This is a genomic window from Paenibacillus sp. FSL M7-1414 (genome assembly GCF_038003195.1).
Lineage (GTDB): Bacteria > Bacillota > Bacilli > Paenibacillales > Paenibacillaceae > Paenibacillus > Paenibacillus amylolyticus.
This window is the reverse complement of sequence record NZ_JBBOOS010000001.1, coordinates 5,152,099-5,177,392: the sequence shown is the minus strand read 5'-3', so window position 1 is coordinate 5,177,392 and position 25,294 is coordinate 5,152,099. Positions and strand designations below refer to the sequence as shown.

Genomic DNA, 25,294 nt, shown 5'->3' with positions numbered 1-25,294 from the left:
AGGTGACCTCCTCTATTTTTTTATTCTCTTTAAGGTTGAGACGGGAATATGCCCTCTAGACAGATAATGAACGAAATGACAGTTGAAGGCATCATATTGTCATGAGCCTGGTTTCCACCGACAGAAGATACAGCTGCAGTGTTCATATTCACAGTAGTGGCTTTATCTGAAGTGTAATAGATTTTTCGTGGTGAGTTAGACCAGGTTGCATTACTTGGTGTTGATGTAATTGTAGAGGAATCCGATGCTGTGTACACCGAATGCGTATGTACAGGGAGTTGATTAGATACCAATGTAACCATCTCATTACCTGCTTTTTGCCCACGAATAAACGTAGGGTTTGGATGTACAGCCACTCTACCTTGCAAATCAGGCAAAGCAAACGTGGTTTGTCCATCTCCGCCATACGTTGTTCCAAGTAGAACGAACAGAGCCTCATTTTCAGCAATGGGTATTGTTTGTCCATTACACAAAGCCCATCCAAGAGGAGCAAAATTCCCCGCAAACATCCGAATCTCACCTAAATAAGCTTCACTCATTCGTTTTCACCTCACTAAATTCTGATGTTGATTCATTTGTTCTCAAAGGATACCATTCCATTAGTTGATATAAACCTGTGCTGTGTACAGGAACGAAGTTGAGCTTCTGATACAGCCTCATTGCCCTGTTCATGGGAAGTACGCTTAAACGAATAGTTGCGCCAGCATGACTTGCCCTCTGTTGTAGATCCATAATTATGCTCATACCTATTCCCCGATTCCGATACTCTGGAAGTAGAGATATATCAATGAGCACCCATTCTTGCCCTTGTTCAAGTACGTACGTTTGACCGACAGAAACATTATTGTCACGAACGATCATACGAATTGCATCTGGGTAAGAGGCCGCATAAGACATGGTTTGAGCTCTCCATTGCATACGCAAAAATAGTTCTTGTTCCTCTAGCTCCCAGTTCCAACTTTGTAATTCGTCTTGGCGGGTTAATGAATACAACTGAAACAAAAACGCTTCATCTTCGAGTTTTGCAGCAACTGTATCAATCACTTTTTATTTTCTCCTTTAATTCCAAGGTGATGGCTAGATATAGTTGTCATAATTTGTTTATAACAGATGGAAGAAGGGCTGTCATTAAAAATTTTGCAGTTTCAAATCGAATGGTGACGAAAATTTATAACAAAACTTCAAAAAAACACACTAGATCAATTTTGAAATGGGTTGAAAGTCATTGTTTTATGAAAAAAGTCCCTAAAATTATATTTACCTATACCAAAGTCTCGTTTATGATGAGAGTAATTTCCATTTCATCATTCGACAAACTTCATCGGGAAATAGATAGGCAATAATAATTGCCGATTAAATCCAATTTTAGGGGGCCGGATATGTCTTTGTTTTCGAGAAAAAGGAGTTTGAATCGTATACTCCGTACTACATTGGCAAGTATTTTACTCATTAGTTCTTTTAGTGGTGGGATTTTTCCTTCTAAAGCGAACGCTGCGACTTGGAGTCCTGTACATCAGGTGCCTGCAAGTCTTCAAACTTTTGTGGAATATGGCAATGGTACATTTTTGTCTTTAGGCTATTTTCTAGACTATCATCTGTCGACAGATTCCGTGACCTGGGATAACCGGAATCTAGAGATTTCCATTGAACCGACTAACGTCAAGTTTTTGAATGCAACTTGGTTTATTACTGCGTCGGATGGAGTTTATAAGTCATCTGAACCCACAACCACCGGATGGACGCCTGTAAATTCATTTTTCCAAAACAAGCAGATCAACGATATTGCTTATAGTCCCGTTACTAACCGTTATGTGTTAGCAGGAAAAGAAAAACTTTACTCATTCATAGAAAATGGTACTCCAGAGGTAGTGTATACGAATACAAACCTTGATTTTTACCGAGTAGTGTACGGCAATGGGATGTTTATTGCAACAACCTATAATGAAGGACAAGCGGCTAAAATCTTCCGTTCTTCCGATGGGTTAGCATGGACTGAGGTATATACAACTAATCCGACCCAAGCCATTTTCGATGTTGCCTATGGAAACAATACATTTGTAGCGGTTGGTGAGGCTGGACAGGCATACGTTTCAAATGATGGAGTAACTTGGAGCAAGACGACCGTATTGAATTACAGCAACGTTAGTTTAGCTTCAGTGACTTATGCTGCAGGTAAATTTTATACCGTTAGCGCAAATGAAAGAGTTGCAACCTCGATAAATGGGGTTGTTTGGGAAGAGGAATGGAGTAATCTATCCTCATCCATTGATTTTGCCGACGTCATTATAGGTGGAGGACGAGCAGTTGCAGTAGGTTATGACAGTCAAACATATGACGGTCATATAAAGTCGGCTCCCGCCCCACAAGTGAATAGTGTGACTGTGACCCCAGCTAACCCAATTGTGAAGCAAGGGGACACAGAACAACTGACAGCAACCGTGGATGTAAGCGGTGGAGCGGCCCAAACAGTTACGTGGACCAGTAGTGACACGAATGGCAATGTCACGGTGGATGCAAATGGATTGGTGAGTGTGGCAGTAAACACTACACCAGGCACATATACGATTACAGCAACGTCAACAGTTGATGGCACCAAGTCAGGTAATGCAACGATTACGGTTACCTCGGCACCGGCAGTAAACAGTGTGATGGTCAGTCCGACTAGCTCTAATGTGGTGCAAGGAGATACAGAGCAACTAACGGCCACTGTGAACGTCAGCGGTGGAGCGGCGCAAACTGTTACGTGGAGCAGTAGTGACACGAATGGCAATGTTACGGTAGATGCGAACGGACTGGTGAGTGTGTCAGCAAATACCCCACCTGGTCCTTATACAATTACAGCAACGTCAACGTTTGACGGTACTAAATCGGGTAGTGCAACGATCACGGTTACCTCGGCACCGGCAGTAAACAGTGTGACGGTCAGTCCGTCTAATCCTAGTGTGGTGCAAGGAGATACAGAACAACTAACCGCCACTGTGGATGTCAGCGGTGGAGCGGCTCAAACCGTTACGTGGGCCAGTAGTGACACGAACGGCAATGTTACGGTAGATGCGAACGGACTGGTGAGTGTAGCAGCAAATACCCCACCTGGTCCTTATACAATTACAGCAACGTCAACGTTTGACGGTACTAAATCAGGTAATGCAACGATCACGGTTACCTCTGCCCCAGCAGTAAACAGTGTGACGGTCAGTCCGTCTAACCCTAGTGTGGTGCAAGGTGATACAGAACAATTAACCGCCACTGTGGATGTAAGCGGTGGAGCGGCTCAAACCGTTACGTGGGCCAGTAGTGATTTGAACAGCAATGTTACGGTAAATGCGAACGGACTGGTGAGTGTAGCAGCAAATACCCCACCTGGTCCGTATACAATTACAGCAACGTCAACGTTTGACGGTACTAAATCAGGTAGTGCAACGATCACGGTTACCTCTGCCCCAGCAATAAACAGTGTGACGGTCAGTCCGTCTAACCCTAATGTGGTGCAAGGAGATACAGAGCAATTAACCGCCACTGTGAATGTAAGCGGTGGAGCGGCCCAAACTGTTACGTGGACCAGTAGTGACACGAACGGTAATGTTACGGTAGATGCGAACGGACTGGTGAGTGTAGCAACAAATACCCTACCTGGTCCGTATACAATTACAGCAACGTCGACGTTTGACGGTACTAAATCAGGTAGTGCAACGATCACGGTTACCTCAGCACCGGCAGTAAACAGTGTGACGGTCAGTCCGTCTAACCCTAATGTGGTGCAAGGAGATACAGAGCAACTAACGGCCACTGTGAATGTCAGCGGTGGAGCGACCCAAACTGTTACGTGGAGCAGTAGTGACACGAATGGCAATGTCACGGTAGATGCGAATGGATTGGTAAGTGTGGCAGCAAATACCCCACCTGGTCCGTATACAATTACAGCAACTTCTTCTTTTGATAGTACCAAGACAGGGAGTACAACGATTACAGTGACTTCTGCACCAGAAGTCAACAGTGTAACTGTGAGTCCTACCTATTCAAGTGTGCTGCAAGGTGATACACAGCAGCTCACAGCTACTGTGAATGTCAGTGGTGGAGCAGCCCAAACCGTGACATGGAGCAGCAGTGATACGAGCGGAAATGTCAAAGTGGATGAAAATGGATTGGTAAGTGTCGCTCCAAACACAACACCTGGTCCATATACGATTACCGCGATCTCAACGGCCAACAGCAGTAAATCGGGCAACGCTACAATAAATGTAGTTACTGAAATCGAACAATACACTGTGACGATAAACAATTTGGTAGGTGGCACAATTATTGTTGCCCCTACGATCTCCCCATCCGGTAACTTAATTAGCTTGAACATTCTACCGGATTTCGGGAAGAGAGTAAAAATAGGATCGCTGAAGTATATCTTTAATTCTGTGGGTTATCCGATCGTGGGTGAAACTTTCATCATGCCAAGCGGGGATGTTACCATTAGCGCAGAGTTCGAAGATATCTCAGAGACGATACCTTTTTTAAGTATTGTGGCTCCATTATTTTCACCTGTAACGGTTGGTTATGAGCAACCTTCTGCAAAGGAATTAATCATCACGAATGCCGGGGCGGTTGATACCACCATTCGTAGTCTAACTTCCAGTGAACCCAATACATTTGTGGTTGAAGGAAGTGGCAATAATGTAGCTGCGGGTGAAAGTATCGACACGTGGAGCGTTAGACCGGTAGTAGGCTTACCAGCCGGAACCTATACTTCCGTGATTACAGCTGTTTATGGAGACGGGGAAATAGCAACAACTAACCTTGTACTTACTGTCAATTCGTCCAATAGTTCAGGTGGCGGTGGAAATTCAGGCAATAGTGGCAGTGGAGCGGGCTCACAAGGTGGTGGAACACCATCAGCAAACCCACCTCAGCTAGAGCCAAGTGGTGTCCCTGTTGTAATAAACGGTAAGTCAGAGAAGATCGGCAAGTTGGATACAAAAATCGTTGATAATAGAACCATAACAACTCTTACGCCGGATCCTAGCAAACTTCTAGAATGGTTGGCGAAAGAAGGTCAGAATGCTGTAGTGACTATTCCTGTGAATGAGTCATCGGATTCTATTGTGGGAATATTAACAGGGGATGTTGTTAAAAAGATGATAGATCAATCTGCCGTCTTAGAACTGGTCACCCCGCTTGCCACATATAGACTACCTGCGAGCCAAATCTCAATTGAGGCGGTAGCGGGTCAACTTGGTGCGGATGATACACTATCAGACATGACGATTGAGTTAACAATCTCAAAAGCTCTTCCTTCGGAATCAAGCATTGCAAAGGACTCGGCAATTTCAAAAGGTGCTTTACTTTTAGTGGATCCTGTCCATTTTATGTTAATGGCTGAATTTAATGGTTCAAGAAAGGAAATAAATCGCTTCAATACGTACGTTGAACGGTATATTCCACTTCCGGAGACCGTCGATCCAAATCAGATTACGACAGGAATTGTTGTAGGGTCGGATGGTTCCACTCATCATGTACCAACTTATGTTGAAAAAAAAGATAATCGCTACCACGCAGTGGTTAATAGCTTGTCCAATAGCTTGTACACGCTGGTATGGCACCCAGTTGAATTTACTGATGTGACGAACCATTGGGCAAAAGACGCAATCAATGACATGGGATCACGAATGATTGTTACGGGAGTTAGTGAGGATTTCTTCGAACCGAATAGGAGCATTACACGTGCAGAGTTCTCTGCTATGGTTGTAAGAGGGCTGGGTATAGTACCGATAACTGGCGAAACTTCATTTATCGATGTAAATAAGTCCGATTGGTTTGCTGATTATATCTATACAGCTCACGAATATCAATTAATTGAGGGTTATAGTGATGCTGAATTCGCTCCTATGGATACCATCACTCGTGAACAAGCTATGACTATCATTGCGAAAGCGATGAAGATCACAGGCATCAATCCGGATTTATTGCCTGATCAAGTAGACACGTTGATCGGACAATATAAAGACGATTCATCGATTTCAAGCTATGCCAGAGATCATATAGCAGCTGGTTTAGCAACGAGTATTATGAATGGAAGAACAACGACTACGATTCAACCGAAGGGCCAAATCACACGTGCTGAAGTGGCTACGTTACTTCAAAAATTACTTAAGAAGTCGAATCTGATTCAATAGAAGTGTGAAAGCAAAGGATCAGACCAAGAGGGTCTGATCTTTTGCTTATTGAGATACCAATGAGCAAATACGATCTGTATTTTTGATTAGTTAAAGAGAGGGAATTCAATGAATAAGTCACGTTTGGGAAATGCGTATTTTAAAAAAAATGTAATTATATTAGGTATGTTTATATTGTACTTTCCATTGTGTGTAGTTATATCCATGTTACTATTCGAAATAATTAACATAGTCGATCCGGGTGCATATTATAGATATGCTACTGAGGGCAAGTATAGTGAGGACGTCTTTTTTTCACCTGAAATTGATGCTAAAACAAAAATAGGAAATACCATTACAAAAACTTTTATTGTTATGGAAAAAGATCTACCGGATAATACTCAAGCAATATTTGATGAGCTTTTAACAGAGGAGATTTCATTTCTCACACAGCTTAAAGAAAATAGGGCGTATATGGATTACTTGGTCGATAGTAACTTAACTCTTGAAGAATTAATTACATATATGAAGTCGATTTCTAATTTAAGCAATGAAATTTTAAATGGTAGTTTTTACTTTTCAGCAGTAATAATATTTATAATTGTATATATCCTGTTCCGATTTAGATTAGAGTTGTATTGGTTAGCAGGAATATTGTATGTATTTTCAATTCTAGATGGTTTTACATCAGGAATTTTTTCGAATATTTTTTATAATCCTATGCGCTGGGCGAGTATGATGATGGGACAGGAATACACATTAAATCAATACAACATGTACATAGAATTTTTACCTAAAATCAAAGAAGCATTTTTGACTTTCATTATATTTGACACTGTAGGCCAAATATACAGGGAAAAATGGGAGAAGAAAAGATTAAAAAAACTCACAGAGATTTATTTTTCATTAGGTGGAGCTTTAAATTTTCTGAGAGATTTAAGAGCTGCAAACAGTAATAATCCCTTCATAAAGATAACTAAGGTGAACATTGATTTATATTATCTAAGCAAATATGCATCAAAAAAAAGAAATGATATTGCCTTAAAAGAAGTGAGAGAGCTTACAATAATGTTTTTACGTAGAATTGAATCGAGTTCAATATCAGTAGACGATGTCATCCGTTTTTTAGAGAGATTAATAGTAGAGTTAAATGGATCGGAGGACTTCAAAAATAAAATTAATCTCGTTACAATTTTATCAAACAATCAAGTTAAGAGAGGTTGATATAAATTTTCATAAGGACTCATTTTGATGATACTTGCTCCGACACTTTCAAATGGAACGGTGCTATTGTTGTGTTTAATTTCTATAACAATGATACATACGTGGATATCAGAATAACTCCTGATGAATGAAACTTTTTCGTGAATAAAATCGAATTCTTCAGGTGCGCTACAAAAGAATTGTAATAGCAACTCATTGACTGTTAATTCTAACTTAGACTCCTGATATATATCTTTCTTAAGTTGTAAGTTCTCCATAGAATATTATTGAAAACTCATTTCAAGAACGCAATTTGAGGACAAGGATCGTTCAATTCAAAAAAAGAATAGTGCTGCGTAAAAGAATTAAACAATTAATAAATATAACTCGTGAACTATTGTAAACCGATATAATAATATAGCATTGAGAAACAGTAAATGGTTGAAGCTTATACCTTATTCAAAATTGCCTTAGTAAAGAGTAACCGGATGGGAGGGAAGAATAATCTGTTCGATTGGGTGAATAAATGACTTTTTATTTGAACTGGAGGAAGTATATGTTTTATAGAAGAATAATTCAAAAAGTAAGCACATTCATAATAGCTACCAGTATGGTATCCGTATTTAGTGGGGTAGCATATGGTCAGAAAACCAATTTAGATATTCAAGGACATTGGGCCGAACATACCCTTAACAAATGGCTCTCAGAAGGGTTAATTAAAGGATATTCTGGTCAAACACTTAAACCCAACAATGTAATTACACGTGGAGAATTTATGGCATTGGTTAATCGTCAGTTTGGTTTTAATGAGGTAGAAGAAATACATTTCACTGACTTGTCGTCTTCAAATTGGAGCTATCTAGAAGTACAAAAAGCGGTAAAAGCAGGTTACATACAAGGTTATAAAGATCAAACTATACGTACTTCTAAACCGATAAGCCGTCAAGAAGCTGCAGTTATTGTAGCAGACTTACTGAAATTACCTAGTAATGAAAAAGCAGCTTTAGCATTTAAGGATTCTTCAGAATTTACATATTGGAGTAAGGGTGCCATAGGTGCTACATTCTCAAAATATATCATTACTGGTTATACAAATGGTTCATTCAAACCGGCATCTCCAATTACGCGAGCTGAGGCAGTTGTAATGTTAGATAAAGCGATAAGCTTGATTCAAGAACAAGAACAAGGAACTGAAAGTGAAGATAACGATAATATACCTTCACCATCTATACCTACTGCGAGTTTAAATTCAGATTCAAACAGTACATCTAATGGATCCGGTTCACCTTCGATTACTACTGGAGTGAAGACCTCCATATTGAACACCACCGTAGGCGTCAAAGATGTTTTAGGCATATCTCAAGTGGTAACTCTGACATTAACTAGTGGGGCAAATGCGCCAGGTTCATTGCGTGCAACGTTTACAGATGGAGTCAATCCAGTGACCGTTTACGTAGAGCTTGATGGAACTGAATTGGATACTGAGGTAGCTGCTAAAATCGTACAAGCGTTTGATAATGCACTAACAGGATGGAATGTGGATGCTGAGCGTGCAAACATTTATTTTACATCATTAAATCCAGCTGTTAACAACGATCATGTTAAAGCCACCGTTGAAAGCATTATGACAGGTGTGGTTTCGAGTGGAAGTGTCATAACTGTCCAAGGTAGTATTTATAACAATGTAGGTACGGCTCAGGTAGCAACACTAGTGATAGAGAACGGTGCAACGGCTCCGGGTTCATATTATGTTTATTTTACAGATGGAGGAGTGCCAGTTCAAAAAAATATCTACATCTTGGGAACAGAAACAGCGGCTGAAGTAGCATCTAAAATAGCAGTCGCGTATGGAACATCCGTAGCGGGTTGGGGTGCAGAAGCTGATGGGAGTCGAGTACATTTCACATCGCAAACGCCAGGTACTAATAACGAAAATGTTCGAATATACGCTTTGGAAGCATCAGGAGTAGGGGCACCTTCAAGTACACTTGAAGTTCCAGGAAATCCTGCGACCAACACATCCCAAGTAATTAAGCTGCGTCTTCCCAATTCAGAGAGTGATCATGGGCCGATAGGCGTCAAATTCACGGATGGAATCTCCTCGTGGACAGCCTATGTGTCTATGATGGGAAGTCCTGAAACAGGAAGTGATCTCGCTGACAAGATAGTATCCGCATTCGGGAGCGTGATTCCGAATTGGATCGTTTCGTCACGGGGCTCAGAAGTGATTTTTACAGCCAAGTTTCCAGCAGAGAATAACATAAAGGCTATGGCGAGACTTTCGGGATTAAACACAGGGATTGGTATGCCAGATAGTTCGATTACATCTGTAGGAACAGCGCCATTACAGGGTACAGCACAAATAGCAACACTAGTGATAGAGAACGGTGCAACGGCTCCGGGTTCATATTATGTTTATTTTACAGATGGAGGAGTGCCAGTTCAAAAAAATATCTACATGTTGGGAACAGAAACAGCGGCTGAAGTAGCATCTAAAATAGCAGTCGCGTTTGGAACATCCGTAGCGGGTTGGGTTGCAGATGCTGATGGGACTCGAGTACATTTCACATCGCAAACGCCAGGTACTAATAACGAAAATGTTCGAATATACGCTTTGGAAGCATCAGGAGTAGGGGCACCTTCAAGTACACTTGAAGTTCCAGGAAATCCTGCGACCAACACATCCCAAGTAATTAAGCTGCGTCTTCCCAATTCAGAGAGTGATCATGGGCCGATAGGCGTCAAATTCACGGATGGAATCTCCTCGTGGACAGCCTATGTGTCTATGATGGGAAGTCCTGAAACAGGAAGTGATCTTGCTGACAAGATAGTAGCAGCATTCGGGAGCACGATTCCGAATTGGATCGTTTCTTCACGGGGCTCAGATGTAATTTTTACAGCCGAGTTTCCGGCAGAGAATAACATAAAAGCTATGGCGAGACTTTCGGGATTAAATACAGGAATTGGCATGCCAGATAGTACAATAACGACCGTAGGAGCTCCATACCCTACTGGCGAAGCACAAGTGGCTACCTTAGTGATAGATTCAGGGGCTACAGCTGCCGGAACGATTACTGCTACATTTACAGACGGTAGCACAACCATTCTTAAAGATATTGAATTAATAGGTACAGAAACTGCTGCCGAAGTTGCAACGAAGATAGCTTGGGCATTTAACACGTCTTTAGTTGATTGGAACGCTACGTCAAATGATAGAAATGTTATATTTACAGCCCGAGCACCTTCGGCTAACAATCCTAAACTATCCGTGGCAATCGTGGAAGCGACAACAGGTATTGGATTGGTATCAAGCTCGATTACTACACCAGGATCGGAGACCTTTGCAGGAGTAAAGCAAGCTATAAGTTTAAAAATTGATTCTGGCCCCAGCGCGCCAGGGATTATTAGAGTTGTATTTCGAGACGGTACGAATGAAGTTTCCAAACGTTTAAGATTGTCAGGAACAGAGACATTAAATGGACTGGCTGAGAAAATTGGTTCTGCATTTGAGAATTCGATGGCCGGGTGGAATGTCACCACGATGGATCATAATGTCATTTTTACAGCAAGTACGCCAGAAGATAACAATTCTAATGTAAGTATAGTTGTCTATCAGGAGTAAATGAATAAACAAAAAAACCATGTCAAACAAGACGTGGTTTTTTTGTTCTGGAAGAAGTTTATTAGAGTACTGTGTGCTATCTATCTCCACGTTGAACTAACTACTTGTCGGCGACTCTTTATTATGGGATAGAAAAACATAATAAATACAACATGGAGATTTAATTAGCATTGAGATTATAACGTTGTGCATGAATTCTTCATGTAGTTGTGATGATTTATGTTCAATACGCTGCTTAAAGTGATCATCAGCCCATAACTATTAAAGAGGTATCTATATTAAATGTTAAGGAATAAGTCATAATAAAATCATTTTAGGGATATAAGAAAACTAACATTTAATAAAAAGCATGTTGTGAAATAAAAGTCGAAACTTAACAAAAAAATCTATATTTATGGATAAAATTAACTTATAATTAGGTATAAAGTGATAATTATCACTTTTCAGAAGTTATTACATAGAACTTTTGGATTACATAAAGATGATACTCATAATTATCAAGGCCTAAGGGAGGAACCAGGAATGGGAGTTGCAGAAGTCAAAACTCAGTCATTGTATTCCAATGTTCAGCGGGGAAAAAAAGAAGAATTTATTTATCTAACAGCTTCCGATTTAATCTTAAAGCAAGATTACTTTTCGGATGCTACAGCTCACTACTGGGTTCAGGCAGATACCGTCCATCTGGATGGATCGATACGTTTGCCTGGACGTAATCTAACGATAAATGCGAGAGTTATTTCTTCCCATGGAAACATATCTATTAGCACGTCTGGATTACCCGTTCCTCCGGATCAGGACTTCGTACAAGAACCAAAGGCCGATTCCGGCATCAAAGCGATCAAAAGTGGAGACGATGGAGGAAAGGGTCATGACGGTTCCAGTGGAGCCAATGGGATGTCCGGCGGGCATCTTGTACTGATAGCAGAGCGCTTCAATCTAAAAGGAGAATTGAATCTCTCAGCAAATGGCAGTAATGGAGGTCGCGGGCAAGACGGAGGAGACGGGATGGATGGCCGGCCAGGAGATGATGGAAGGGATGGTGAAACCCATATATTCTGGTTTAATGATCATTCCACATCGGGTGGCGATGGAGGTAATGGAGGAGACGGTGGTAACGCAGGAAGGTCCGGGAATGGTGGAGACGCTGGACATATTTTTATTGGATATGTGGTTTCAAGCGAAGAGCAGAGAATAACGATGGAAACGCAAGTGGGTATCGCTGGAGCCCCAACCTTGCCCGGAAAAGCAGGAGCTGGATGTCAGGGAGGCATAGGTGGCCTTCAACTGGAGACAGTCTCGGTAGGGAAGAAATCAAGCGTTACAAAGCGCAGCAGTACGAAGAGATCCGCTAATGGAAAGGACGGCGTAAATGGCACAGTAGGGATCAGCGCAGAACATGCGATTGATGGTAAACCTGCTCAATCCATTATTGCACAGATTGGGTATAGTCAATTTTATGGAGCGAAAATCGCCGATACGGAAATATGTAAGAGACTCTCTCCTGTAGATTTAGAAACTGGCTTAAGTGCCTCACTTGAACGTCAAACATTAACCTTACATAAGGCAGGATTAGCTTATCTGTCAGGTAGTGAGGATAAGCTCGAAGAAGCTGCCGATTTACTAAACTGGCTGCAACAGACAATACCGAATGAGTCCTGGTTTAATGAGGTACGAGCTCAAAGTACCTATTCCGAATTCCAAAGCGACATGCTGGACGCTTCCATTCAATGGCTAGCACTACGAAATAAAGCAATGATCCTTATTACACAGTTGGGACAGGGTCTAGACTATTTTAGCCATCCATGGAATTGGGTGCCTCTGATGCCTCTAAATAAATATCAAGACTTGGGTGTCAATCTGATAAACGCAGCTCAACAAGCTGAAACGTTATATCGTGATTACATCTTGGCTGAGAACGATCAAAGAGGGCGCTTAAAAGTATTAAACGATGCCATCACCGTTGCAGTAAATCGAATTAATGATATCGAGGGTCAAAGGCAAGATTCAATTAAAGAGCGGGCGCGCTTGGAAATAGAAGCTGACAAGCTATATGAAGATATACTTTCAAAAGAGAAGTCGCTCCAGAAAGTGGCTGAAGAATTTGTAGATGCGCTAAGGAAGAAACTTGCTTTGTCCACCCTGAAGGCTACATTTGATTTGATAGTGAACGGCGTAGCCCTGGTTACCAATGTAACCCCTGCCCTAACGGCGCTCAAAACAGGCGGTGCCATAGCATCAGCAATGAGCAACTACTGGGATACAGGCAAGACCATTGTGATAGATGATACGTTCAAAAACGCCAAAACGGTAGAAAAAGAAAAAAAGAAAAAAGAAGAGGAACTTTCTAAATCCATTAAAAATGTGACTATCGCCGCTTCTTCGGGGTTAGCAATTATAAAGGATGGAATAGAGATTTACAATCTGATGGGGCAAATGCAAGAAGCGCGTGATTCCTTTGGATATTCTTCATCCATGCTTGCCATGTCACGTGAGAAATTCGAAGAGATGTTAAAACCGGTTTATGATCAAATGCCGGAAGATAAAGTGGAAGAATATCGTAAGGCCTTTAACCAATATCTCAACGTCGTTGAAGAATACCAGCGCAAAAAACAAGCTGTGACAGCTAAACATTTGGAAGAAGCAAAATTATTCGCCGAAACGGCACAACGACGTGCAGATCAAGACCGAATCAAGCAGGTAATGGGAGATGATGTGGATGCGGGCTTGCCACTATTCCATACGTATATTTTCGACCTGTACAACGGCTTAAAGCTAGCGTTAACAGATTTCCTGTATCAAGAATACCAAGCATATCGCTATATGGTCCTGAGCCAAGAGCTCTTCCCGTTTGTTCAAGATAGCCACGTTGCTGAGCTTAGTCGTATTCATGCTGATATGACCGTTAAGTTGACAAACGCATTAAATGCTTCAGAAAATCCGGTGCAACCATTCAAAAACGTGACGGTTATCTTTAACGAAGCATCTTTCCCAGAGCAATTTGAAACGCTGCGAGCACATGGAACGGCATTCTTCCCCTTGACACTGGATAACCAGCTCATTCGGGAGAGAATTGCAGGTAAAGCTCACATGATGGTTAGTGACTGCCACATTCAGATACCTGGTGCACGGAATGCCGCAGGAAGCATTCACATTGAATATACTCACTCAGGTCATTCAACATTTCTAGATTCGTATGGTCAACGTTTTGACTTTGTACACAACAAGAGCCATGGATTCTTTGAATATGAAGTAACTCCGGATCGAGGTGCAACAGGTGATATAGAACCGAAGGAACTCATTCGGAATGAGTCTGGTGGTGCTGTGGGTGACGGGACTAGCAGAATTATGCCAGGTTTATTGTCAGTATGGTCGATAGAGGTACCTGGAGAGGATCGAGGCGGTCTTGTACTTAATGAGGGCGTGGATTTGAGTCAAGTGAAGAAGATTATCATGACCTTCCAGGGGAAGGCAGAGGCTTATGCTGCTAAAGCTCCAGGAACAAAGCTTACCTCTTTTGTAGCGAAAAAACCTATTTCTGAAAAGTTTGCTGATCATGAGATGTTCGGATTACCGGATACTGGAACAGAAACGGAAATAGGGAAAGAAAATTCGATCCTTATAGAACTCTAGTGTTCTATAACAACCTGACAAGAGCGAATGCTAGAGATGACTGAATTAGGGAGGGCACTTTCGTTATAAGATGCGAGAAGGAGCTCTGGCCGGGCAGTTAGCCCGACGAGACAAGCTGGATCTAGACGCAACCCTTTTGATAGCATGTCTTGTTAAACGTGATTAAATTTATCGCTGTGGACGACAAATTTAATCACGTCTTTTTTTGGCAAATGCTCTGGTAAAAGTCTGTGATATAAAAGCTCATTAACGTTTCGTTCCCCGATCCGGTAAACGACAATTACGTTGTTATATAAGTCTTTACTAGTGAAAGGTACAACCAGCGCTTATCAATTCGGTATTGCTTAACGCCGGTCACAAAATTCTGGTCTGGCTTCTTCGCCTTTAAAATTGATAAAAAACCTCCCTTCCCGCATGACATCTGGGCTTGGGAGGTTTTGATTATAGTGCTAATTCAACGTTTATCGTACAAACCATCCAGTGGGCTGAGGGGCTACGTCTGCGGTATCTCGTAAATCATGGACTTTGACATTACTGCCATAGATCATGGAATCGCTACTCAGTCGGAATGAAGGGAAACTGTGCTCGGATTGCAGACGCAGAGAGGGTTCAAAGTAAATCTGCTGCTGTTTGTTGATTACAAAGGGAAGCGACCCCGCTTCTACGGTAACATCATCGCTATCCGGTTCGTTTAAGATCAGAAGTACCGCAATTCCGTCACAACCGCATCCATCGGTATCATAAAACAATTTGAAATAGCCTGGTCGATCTCCCAGCTTTTCAGTAAGTCTTGCTTCTGCCAGCGGACTGACTTGAATGATCATGACGTTGTTCACACTCCTCTAATCTCCAATGAATTCGCTTACAATTTAATATATGGACCATAAACGCAGATTAGAAGGTGAAATAAAGAAAAGCAAACATGTCCTGTATATATTGACGCTAATGCGTAATGCAAAGAATAATTTACGTATGAATGTTATACCCGGAATTTCTATGGGTTCAGTGTGAAATCATTCGCCCGTCAATGAAACCCATTTCATCGCCATTCCTTATCTGGTATGATAAGCAGGGAAAATAGGGAAAATTAGAGAAAAAGGAAGGTTCCGCTATGACACCGATCACCATATACGACATCGCCAAAGAAGCAAATGTATCTGTAGCGACGGTCTCCCGGGTACTGAATGATACGGCACCTGTGCGTGCAAGCACCCGAGAGAAGATTATGTCCATCATTGAAAAACACCAGTTTCAGCCCAACGCGCAGGCGCGCAGTCTGATCAAGAAAGAGACGGGCACTATTGCCATCATCCTGCCGGACATTACCAATCCCTTCTTCCCGGAAGTGTTCTGGGGCGCGGAGAATGAGGCTCGCGGATTGGGGTATACCTTCTTTCTGTGCAATACCGCAGGCGACTATAACAGGGAATCTGAATATTTGTCCATCCTACGAGAGAAGCGGGTAGACGGGATTATTTTTCTCGGCGGGCGTATTAACATGCAGGTCTGTCCGGATGACATGGCTCAGGAATTGATTGATATGGGCAAACGTATGCCAATCGTGCTGGTCAATGGCAATATTGCCAAAGGCGGGTTTCACCGGGTATACACGGATGAAGGTGCAGGGGCAGCCCTTGCAGCTGAGCATTTGCTTGAACTGGGGCATCGCGATATCGCCTTTGTTGGCGGCCTGAAAGAGTTGTCCACCACCATGGTCAAGGTCAGAGCTGTGCAGAAGAAACTTCGGGAGCATGGGCTCGAAATACCCAAAGAACGGCAACTGCTCGGCAGCTTCTCCATCGACGACGGCAAACGGGAGATGTCCAAACTACTGGATCGTGACAATCCGCCAACCGCAGTCATCTGTGTCAATGACAACACAGCGATTGGTGCCATTAAGTCAACGATTGAGCATGGGCTCTCGATTCCGAAGGATATATCCATTGTGGGTTATGATGATACACCGCTCGCTAGTGCCGTTATACCGGAACTGACAACCGTATCCCAGAACACGTATCAGCTTGGCAAACAGGCTGTAGATGTGCTGCATGAGTTGATTAACCAAGGCAAACCGAAGAAGCAGATCGTTCTGCAACCGGAGCTAATTGTGCGTCAAAGTACAGGACCTGCTGCAAGATAAAGGGCCTGTAATTGGAAAAGAAAGCGTTGACATTTCCTCAAAGGGTGAAATATAATGAGTGCGTGAATGAAACCCCTTTCATAAAGTGGAACGGGTTTTATGTTTCAGCTTAATGAAACCCATTTCATGAAACGGGTTTCAGTGTAGTCATCCATTCATTATATCAAGGGGGCGTAACGTATGAGAAGAAGTCTAAAGGTCATTTCGTTATTGATGCTGGTCATGGTAATGGGTCTGACAGCCTGTAGCAGCGGGAGTAAAAACGGTTCTTCCGGCGAGTCCGGTGGCAAGGTTGATTTGAGCATGACAATCTGGGGCTCGGAGGATGAGAAGAAGATTTATCAGGAACGACTCGACATTGTGAAACAGACGTATCCCGATATTAACGTGAAGCTGAACGTGGTTGCAGGGGATTATGACCAGAAGGTACAGACCATGATCGCCGGAGGAACGGCACCGGACATCATGATGATTGCCGAGAACTATCAGGCTTACGCCTCCAAGAATCAGATTATACCGCTGGATGACATGATTCAGGCGAACAATGTGAACATGTCCGAGCGTTATTCCGATGATATTGCCAACCTGATGAAGTATGATGGCAAACAATTTGGTTTGCCGGATCGGGCAGGCGCGATGGTCCTCTTTTATAACAAAGATCTGTTCGACAAGGCTGGGGTGGAATATCCAACCAAAGATTGGACGCAGGATGATCTGATGGCGGCAGCTCAGAAGCTGACGGTGAAGGAGAATGGCAAAACGGTTCAATGGGGTTACTATCCGGGTAGCTGGTGGCCGCAATGGATGCAGCTGATCTACCAGAACGGTGGCTCACTGTTCGATGAGAGTGGCAAACCAACCTTCAATACAGAGCCTGTGCGGAAAGCATTACAATTCATGAATGATCTGACCTTCACACACGGTGCGGGACCAACGCCAACCGAGATTGCCGACATGGGGAATATCGGAGCTGATCCGTTGTTCGCTCAAGGCAAGATCGCCATGGAAACGACAGGGTTCTGGAACATCGGTTCACTTGCCAAGGTGGAAGGCATTAATTGGGATATCTCTCCGGTATGGGGCGAAACCAACGCATTCTTTAACGGGTTAACGATTACCAACGCTTCCAAACACAAGGAAGAAGCATTCAAAGTAATTGAAGCACTGACCACACCAGAAGCACAGATGCCAATGGTCAAAGCCGGTCAGGATGCTCCTGCAACCAAAGCAGGTCTGTCCAGTGATGAATTCCTGAATGCTGAATACGGTGGCAAAAAAATCAACATGGCTGCGTTCAGTGAATCAACGATCTATGCAGAACCATTCAACCCGCAATGGAACGAAATGATGAAGCTCATTAACGATAAGCTGGGTGTCTACTTCAACAACAAAGCCACGCTTGATGATACCGTAACCGAAATTCAGAGTGGACTGGAAAGACTCTACAAATAGAGTTTTTCTGAACATGCACAAATAGCAGCGACAGCAGGACAGGTGGAATCGGCGTGAATGCGGGTTCCATCTGCTCTCTGCGTCATGGGAGGGCTTAACGTGAGAAAAAAGGACGGGAAATGGTTCTACATCTTCATCTCGCCTTGGCTGATCGGGTTTCTGGGGCTGACTCTGGGTCCGATCCTGTTTTCCATCTATATGAGCTTCACGAATTGGGATCTGTTCCAGTCCCCTGAATTCATCGGTATCGACAATTACAAAACGTTACTGACCGATGATCCGATCTTCTGGAAATCCGTCGGCAATACATTCTTCTATGCGCTGATATCCATTCCGCTGGGCATGTCGATCTCGCTCTGGATTGCATATTACCTGAACAAAAAAATCAAAGGTATCACCTTTTTCCGTATTCTGTTCTATCTGCCTTCCGTTGTTCCGGTGGTTGCGAGTTCATTGCTCTTCATCCACTTGCTTGCGCCAACTGAAGGTTTGATCAACCAGGCACTTGCAATCTTCGGTATTCAGGGCCCTGCCTGGCTTCTTGATCCGAACTGGGTTAAGCCTGCATTGATTCTCATGTCCTTATGGGGTGTGGGTGGTGGCGTGGTATTGCTGCTTGCAGGGATGAAAGGCATTCCACAGGAGCTGTACGAGGCCGCTGCCATCGATGGGGCGAAAAGTACACAATCGTTCTTCCATATTACATTCCCAATGCTGACTCCCGTCATTTTCTTCAATCTCGTGACTGGCATGATTGGAGCGCTCCAGACCTTCGCGCAGGTATTCATCGTTACTGCCGGGGGACCTGACAATTCAAGTCAGATGGTTGTTCCCTACCTATTCCAGAATGCGTTCCAATTCTACAAAATGGGATATGCATCGGCGATTGCCTGGGTACTATTCATCATCATCATGGCGTTGACACTTGTTGTATTCCGTTCATCGGCGCTATGGGTGCACTACGAGGAGGGAAAAGCCAATGAGTAATCCATCGACTGTGGAGAAGACGATATCCTATATTTTTCTGATTCTGGTCGGGGTGCTGCTTGCTTCGCCTTTCCTGTACATGATCTCCATTGCACTGGCAAGTGACGCAACAACCGTCAAATCAGCCTTTACCTTCGTTCCAATGGAGTTCCAATGGTCGAACTTTTATACGATCTTCACGAATAACAATCTTGGCACGTATCTCAAAAACTCGGTCATCATAACCGTTTTTACGATTGTCGGATCGGTATTATCAGCTTCGATTGTATCCTACGGCTTTGCCCGAATCAAGGCAAAAGGCAGCCGTTTCCTGTTTATTGTGTTGCTCAGTACGATGATGATTCCGGGTGAGGTGACGATGGTACCGCAGTTCATCATCTTCCGTCATCTGGACTGGATTAATACATTTTACCCGCTGATCGTACCGAGCTTCTTCGCCGGAGCGTTCAACGTATTCCTGATTCGGCAGTTCGTCATGAGTATTCCAAAATCACTGGATGAAGCCGCCATGATCGACGGTATGGGGCACCCGGGAATCTACTGGAAGATCATCATGCCACTGACGTATCCGATACTTGCGGCCATTGCGATCTTCTCATTTTCCTATAACTGGGGTAACTTCATGGGGCCGCTCATCTATATCAATGATCCGGAGAAAATGCCGCTGGCACTTGGGGTGCAGCTGTTGACTACGGTAGGTGGCGGACAGATGCCGCCATGGAACCTTGTGATGATTGCTTCCCTGTTCCTCACCATTCCGATGGTGCTGGTATATCTGTTCGGACAGCGTTATGTCTATGAAGCCAACATTAGCGGCGGAAGCAGCGGAATCAAGTAACCGAAGTGTCTGTAGTGGTTGTATGTGCTGAACTTGATGTTCAAGGTCAATGGAGCAATCAACGTACATGGAGAAAGGATTGTATAGCCCATGGCGCATAAAGAACAACGCAGCAGAGGCAAACGGAGTTATATCCTCATGGGTGTCGCTCTGATTGCCCTGCTGGCAGGAGGAGGAATTGTTATCAATCATTTTGCCAATGAATCATCCAAAACACTTGAGTTCCAAGGGGAACCGGTACGTCTGAAGCTGGACCAATCCTATGATCATTTTGAAGGTTGGGGTACGTCACTTGCCTGGTGGGCCAACGATCTTGGCGGATGGAAGGATCAGGCGAAGGTTAGTGAAGTGATGGATCTGGTCTTTGACCCGGAGAAAGGATTAGGTCTGAACATCGTTCGTTACAATATTGGCGGTGAGGAAAATCCGGAGATGAAAGCCCTTCGTCCCGGCGGGGATGTACCTGGCTTCCAGCCTGAACCTGGAGAGTGGGACTGGGATGCTGATGCAGGGCAGCGGGCTGTATTACAAGGCTCGATGGAGCGTGGCGTGAACATTGCTGAAGCATTCTCCAATTCACCACCTTACTGGATGACGATCAGTGGATCGGTTACCGGAGCCGTGGATGGCAGCAATAATCTGCGTGACGACCAGTATGATGCATTTGCAGATTATCTGACCGAAGTTGTGAAGCATTATCGGGACGAGTGGGGGATCACCTTCCGCACACTGAATCCGCTCAATGAACCTTCCTCCGACTGGTGGAAGAAGGGCAATATGCAGGAAGGCAGTCATTTTACGAATGAGAAACAGGCCGAGATTATTAAGAAAGTTGCTGCATCGTTGAAGAGCAAAGGACTGGATGGAACCGTCATTAGTGCCGCGGACGATAACAGCATTGATGAGACGGTGTTTAATTTCAACCTCTATGATCAGGACACGCTGGACGTAATCCAGCAGATCAATACCCACTCCTATAATGGTAGCAAAATGGAAGAGCTTCGCACGCTGGCAGAACGCCATGGCAAAAAGCTGTGGATGTCCGAGTACGGAACCGGCGGCAGCGAGCCGCACAGTCATGAGGATATGACCTCGGTGCAAGAATTGGCGGAGCGGATCATGTTTGATCTGAAAATCATGCAGCCATCCGCTTGGGTATACTGGCAGGCCGTTGAAGATGAAGGCGCCAATAACAATTGGGGCTTCATTCATGCCAATTTCAAAGGAGAAGAGCAGTACGAGATGACCAAACAGTATTACGGCATGGCCCAGTTCACAAAGTTTATTCGTCCCGGCGCGACGATTATTCCAACGGATGGTGGACGCACACTGGCTGCCTATGACGCGGAACGTCAGAGACTGGTGCTGGTGATTCGTAACGAATTGTCAGCGGGAACAACGTCGTTTGAACTGGAAGGGTATGCGTATGGAAAATCATCCAGCGCTCAGGTGTATCAAACTTCACCGGATCGGAACATGGAACAACTTGAAGACATTCCGGTGTATGCCAACGGACTTGAAGTACCTACGGCGGACAATTCCATCACAACGGTTGTACTGGAAGGCGTGACGTTGCAGGGGAACTGATAGCAGCACTCGGAAGGTTGTTCGGTCATCTGAGTGCTGGTGTAGATTGTCTTTTAGTTCAACGGATTTGTTTCGCCTTATATTTTAAAAAAGTTACAGGACATATGAACCTATATAAATTGAACTAAACATTTACACAGAAACGGAGAGGACAGAAAAAATCTGAAAAAGCGGAGCGTTCGCCTACAAGCTTTCTGCAAGAAAGCTACATCGGAAGCATACGCTATCCCCGGATTTTCCCCTTTGAGAAAAGGGAATCAAAAAATCTGGGGATAACAGCGATCGGAAGGTTGTTCTGTCATCGAAGTGTGCAGTGTAAATAATTTTAGTTCAATTTATATCAATAAAGAGAAGGAGGGGATAACTTTGACAGAGAAAGCATCCCTTTTGCTGCAGGAACAGGAGAAGAACATCGCAAGGGCTGAGAATGGTGTTCTATCTGAATTAACATACGATGCACGCAGCTTTTTCCTAAACGGAGAGCGTGTATTTCTGAACAGTGCCACGATCCATTATTTCCGAATGCCGAAGGAGGAATGGCGTGAGGTTCTGCTGAAGGCGAAGCTGGCAGGTATGAACTGCATCGACACTTACTTTGCGTGGAATGTGCATGAACCGGAAGAAGGACAGTGGTCTTTTGAAGGGGACAACGATTGCGGCGCGTTTCTGGATTTGTGCGCAGAATTGGGCATGTGGGTTATCGCGCGTCCGGGTCCGTTTATCTGTGCAGAATGGGATTTTGGCGGTTTTCCATACTGGCTGGGTACGAAGGACGGCGTGAAATTCCGGGAAAATAATGAGACGTATCTGCACTATGTGAATTTGTATTTTGACCAGCTTGTGCCGATTATTCGGGAGCGCCAGCTGTCCGCTGGAGGCACGGTCATTTTGGTTCAGGTGGAGAATGAATACGGGTATCTGATGGATGACGGTGCTGCAAGTGACCATATGAATACGCTGAGAGATGGATTGTTGCAACGTGGCATTGACGCTACGCTGATCACTTGCGTTGGCGGGGCGGAAGGCACGATTGAAGGGGCTAATTTCTGGTCAGGTGCTGACGGGCATTATGAGAAACTTCGAGCCAAACAGCCGGATACCCCGAAGATGGTCACGGAATTCTGGACCGGATGGTTCGAGAATTGGGGAGGGCCTTCGGCCATTCAGAAGACAGCGCCTTTGCTGGAGAGACGTATCATGGAGATTCTGCGTGCCGGGTATACCGGAATCAGTCACTATATGTTCTATGGTGGCACGAACTTTGGTGGATATGGCGGCAGAACGATGGGTAGCAGTGACATCTTCATGATTACGTCCTATGACTATGATGCACCGCTGAACGAATATGGACGGGTGACACCGAAATATGCAGTAACCAAGAATTTGTCCTATTTCGTCGATGCTTTCGGGGCCCTTCTGATGGAAACAGAGGAAATTCCAGAAGAACAGATCGTTGTACGTCATCCTGAAGGCATATCTGTACGAGGCAGACAAGCTAACAACCAGAAGATTTGGTTCCTGGAGAGTCACAAGGATGAACGCGAAACGATGCACATTACACTGGAAGAAGGCCGTACTCTTCCCGTATCTCTGAATCCAGGACAGATTGTTCCGTTGCTGGATCGAGTACAGATTGCTGAACACGTATACCTGACTGCGGGTACGATGATTACGGGCAATGAAATGATAAACGGAGAATTGAACCTGTTCATCGTGGCCGCTGCCGGGCAGCGTTCTGTTGTTGAACTGGAAGCAGGGGCATTGAACGTCACGGGCAGCACAGTGCAAGTGCTGGTCGAACATGATTCAGCCAGGAACGTATACCGCTTCGATTTGTTCCATTTCCAAGAGCCGGGAACGATCCAGCTGGAAGCAAACGGCACACCGATCCGATTCATCATTCTGGATCAAGAGACGATGAATCGAACATGGCGATTGGAAGCAACAGACCAGAAGGGACTTCGTTATGCGATCGGCTTCGATGACGTAGACGTATTACCATCGGGTCAGGTCAAGGGCATGATTACTGATCCCGATCGCACAATTACGCTGCTTGGTGACTGGACCGATGGAGAACGGACGTTAACAGGTCACGAGTTCTATGCCAGCGAGAAGCCTATTGCAGGCAAACAGCAGCAGCTTCCGTGGACATTACCGAGTGCGCCGACATTGTCTGATTCTCTTGAGATGTCAGTTATTACGTTAACTGCGAAGCAACGCTCGGCGAGTGGACAACCGGAAGACTTTTCCCGGTTTGGACAAGATTTTGGTTATTTATTGTACGAATGCGATTTCGAGAGTCCAACCGAAGGGATCACTAACCTCATTTTGCCGGATATCCAGGATACTGCCAGAATCATTGTTAATAGTGTTCCGCAGGCATTAGTGCGTCAGGTAGGTGCTGCTGGAGTGCAGTTGCAGGTGGCCGAAGGGAAGAATACACTTCAGATTCTGGTGCAGCATATGGGCAGATTGAACTTCTCCCCGTATTTGGGTGAGAACAAAGGTCTGGCTGGTGCTGTGTATCTGGATGGAAAGGTTCAGGATATTCGTCGGGATTGGCGTATGGAGAGTGGGTTTGTGCATCTCGATGAGGTGAACTCTCTCCAAGAATCTCCACTGCTGAGCAGAAGCTTTACACTGGATAGCATGGATCGGGCGATTCTTGTGGGTGCCTTGAGCAAAGGTCTTTGTATCAATGGCATCGAAGTTCCGATGGAAGGATATCAGGATTGGTTTGCCTTCCAGACGTTAGATATATCCTTGTATATCAAGCCCGGAGAGACGAATACACTGGAAATGCCGTATAGCCGCTCTTCGCTGAATCGACTGGAACTGATCACATATCCGAGTCAGGGAGAACTGAAGGATTGGCGTATGGCAGGGACGGATGCATTGCTTCCGCAACAATGGGAGAGCTACGAGGTAGGACAGGAATTGATCCATCCTGGAGCACAGGGGTCAATCCAGCGTGCAGGACAGCCTGGTATCGCCACAGGTGGCAATTGTACTGCCAATCTGGTGCCCCACACCTCGAATGAATCGGTTAATCGTGCTACATTGAGTGAGAAGTCTCACCCTGTATCCAATCTTGTTCCAGTCCACGGGTCATACGGTCAGCCGGTCTGGTACCGCTGGCGTTTCGCGAAGCCTACGGTTTCGGAGCAACATAAGATCAATCTGATGCTTCGCCTGACGGGAATGAGCAAAGGAACTATTCACTTGAACGGACATCATCTGGGCCGTTATTGGCAGATTGGTCCACAAGAGGATTACAAAATTCCAGTCGCTTGGCTACAGGAAGAGAATGAACTGCTTTTGTTCGATGAAGAAGGCAGAACACCAGAACGGGTACGATTCCTACTGGATGAGTTATCCCGTTATCCATGGGTTGCGGTGGAGTAGAAGCATGGCAGAGATAAATCAACTAGAAATGAATTGGGCTCGAAAATAGCATCACATAACGCAAAAGTTCACCTTTTACTACAGTCATACTTCCTCATTTTCTTAGTCGAAATAACCCGGATTCGTGAATTAGGCTAAGGGAATGGGGGAACTGTGGTGACCGGGTCGGTACAATGGGCAAAGGTACACTTATAGCCCAATAATTTGTAACCGTTTACATATATAAAAGTGTTCATCCATGATCTGTGAAGGGAGTGATGCTTCATGTAATTGGAATTCGAACAGGCAGC

General features: G+C 44.3%; 13 protein-coding genes. 10 read left to right on the top strand and 3 right to left on the bottom strand.

The genetic code is table 11. The features are described 5' to 3' along the window. Positions 1-29: 29 nt before the first annotated feature. Both MHH92_RS22435 and MHH92_RS22430 read right to left on the bottom strand, forming a co-directional pair. The gene (locus MHH92_RS22435; RefSeq protein ID WP_100529039.1) at positions 30-539 is read right to left on the bottom strand and encodes a phage tail protein; all 510 of its coding nucleotides are present in this window, start codon (positions 537-539) and stop codon (positions 30-32) included. Beyond that, on the bottom strand, positions 532-1,044 hold the full coding sequence (locus MHH92_RS22430; RefSeq protein ID WP_253502525.1) for a GNAT family N-acetyltransferase: 513 nt from the start codon (positions 1,042-1,044) through the stop codon (positions 532-534). The genes MHH92_RS22435 and MHH92_RS22430 overlap by 8 nt, the downstream gene beginning before the upstream one ends. Positions 1,045-1,406: 362 nt before the next feature. Between MHH92_RS22430 and MHH92_RS22425 the strand changes: the two genes are divergently transcribed. From MHH92_RS22425 to MHH92_RS22410, 4 genes are all read left to right on the top strand, one after another. After that, on the top strand, positions 1,407-6,161 hold the full coding sequence (locus MHH92_RS22425) for an Ig-like domain-containing protein (RefSeq protein ID WP_340906396.1): 4,755 nt from the start codon (positions 1,407-1,409) through the stop codon (positions 6,159-6,161). A gap of 108 nt (positions 6,162-6,269) precedes the next feature. Continuing rightward, positions 6,270-7,364, top strand: coding sequence for a hypothetical protein (locus tag MHH92_RS22420; RefSeq protein ID WP_340906395.1), 1,095 nt, complete (start codon positions 6,270-6,272; stop codon positions 7,362-7,364). Positions 7,365-7,899: 535 nt separating this feature from the next. Further along, the gene (locus tag MHH92_RS22415; protein ID WP_253502513.1) at positions 7,900-10,965 is read left to right on the top strand and encodes an S-layer homology domain-containing protein; all 3,066 of its coding nucleotides are present in this window, start codon (positions 7,900-7,902) and stop codon (positions 10,963-10,965) included. 522 nt (positions 10,966-11,487) lie between these two features. After that, complete coding sequence (locus MHH92_RS22410) at positions 11,488-14,595, top strand: hypothetical protein (RefSeq protein WP_340906394.1); 3,108 nt, start codon at positions 11,488-11,490, stop codon at positions 14,593-14,595. A 461-nt stretch (positions 14,596-15,056) separates the two neighbouring features. On the opposite strand, the gene MHH92_RS22405 is transcribed toward MHH92_RS22410, so the two are convergent. After that, entirely contained in the window at positions 15,057-15,419 is a 363-nt protein-coding gene (locus MHH92_RS22405; RefSeq protein ID WP_017687018.1) for an iron-sulfur cluster biosynthesis family protein, read from the bottom strand. Between the two features lie 287 nt (positions 15,420-15,706). Here MHH92_RS22405 and MHH92_RS22400 point away from each other — a divergent pair, with 287 nt between their 5' ends. From MHH92_RS22400 to MHH92_RS22375, 6 genes are all read left to right on the top strand, one after another. Continuing rightward, positions 15,707-16,735 (top strand): LacI family DNA-binding transcriptional regulator, encoded by a 1,029-nt coding sequence (locus MHH92_RS22400; protein ID WP_076328228.1) that lies wholly within the window; start codon positions 15,707-15,709, stop codon positions 16,733-16,735. A 180-nt stretch (positions 16,736-16,915) separates the two neighbouring features. Then, on the top strand, positions 16,916-18,187 hold the full coding sequence (locus tag MHH92_RS22395; protein ID WP_307416531.1) for an ABC transporter substrate-binding protein: 1,272 nt from the start codon (positions 16,916-16,918) through the stop codon (positions 18,185-18,187). Positions 18,188-18,286: 99 nt separating this feature from the next. After that, positions 18,287-19,174 (top strand): carbohydrate ABC transporter permease, encoded by an 888-nt coding sequence (locus tag MHH92_RS22390; protein ID WP_036668619.1) that lies wholly within the window; start codon positions 18,287-18,289, stop codon positions 19,172-19,174. Further along, a complete protein-coding gene (locus MHH92_RS22385; RefSeq protein WP_017687022.1) occupies positions 19,167-20,012 on the top strand; it encodes a carbohydrate ABC transporter permease in 846 nt (281 codons plus the stop codon). The genes MHH92_RS22390 and MHH92_RS22385 overlap by 8 nt, the downstream gene beginning before the upstream one ends. A gap of 90 nt (positions 20,013-20,102) precedes the next feature. Then, complete coding sequence (locus tag MHH92_RS22380) at positions 20,103-21,599, top strand: glycoside hydrolase family 30 protein (RefSeq protein WP_340906393.1); 1,497 nt, start codon at positions 20,103-20,105, stop codon at positions 21,597-21,599. A 366-nt stretch (positions 21,600-21,965) separates the two neighbouring features. Next, the gene (locus MHH92_RS22375) at positions 21,966-25,004 is read left to right on the top strand and encodes a beta-galactosidase (protein ID WP_340906392.1); all 3,039 of its coding nucleotides are present in this window, start codon (positions 21,966-21,968) and stop codon (positions 25,002-25,004) included. The last annotated feature ends 290 nt before the right edge of the window (positions 25,005-25,294 follow it).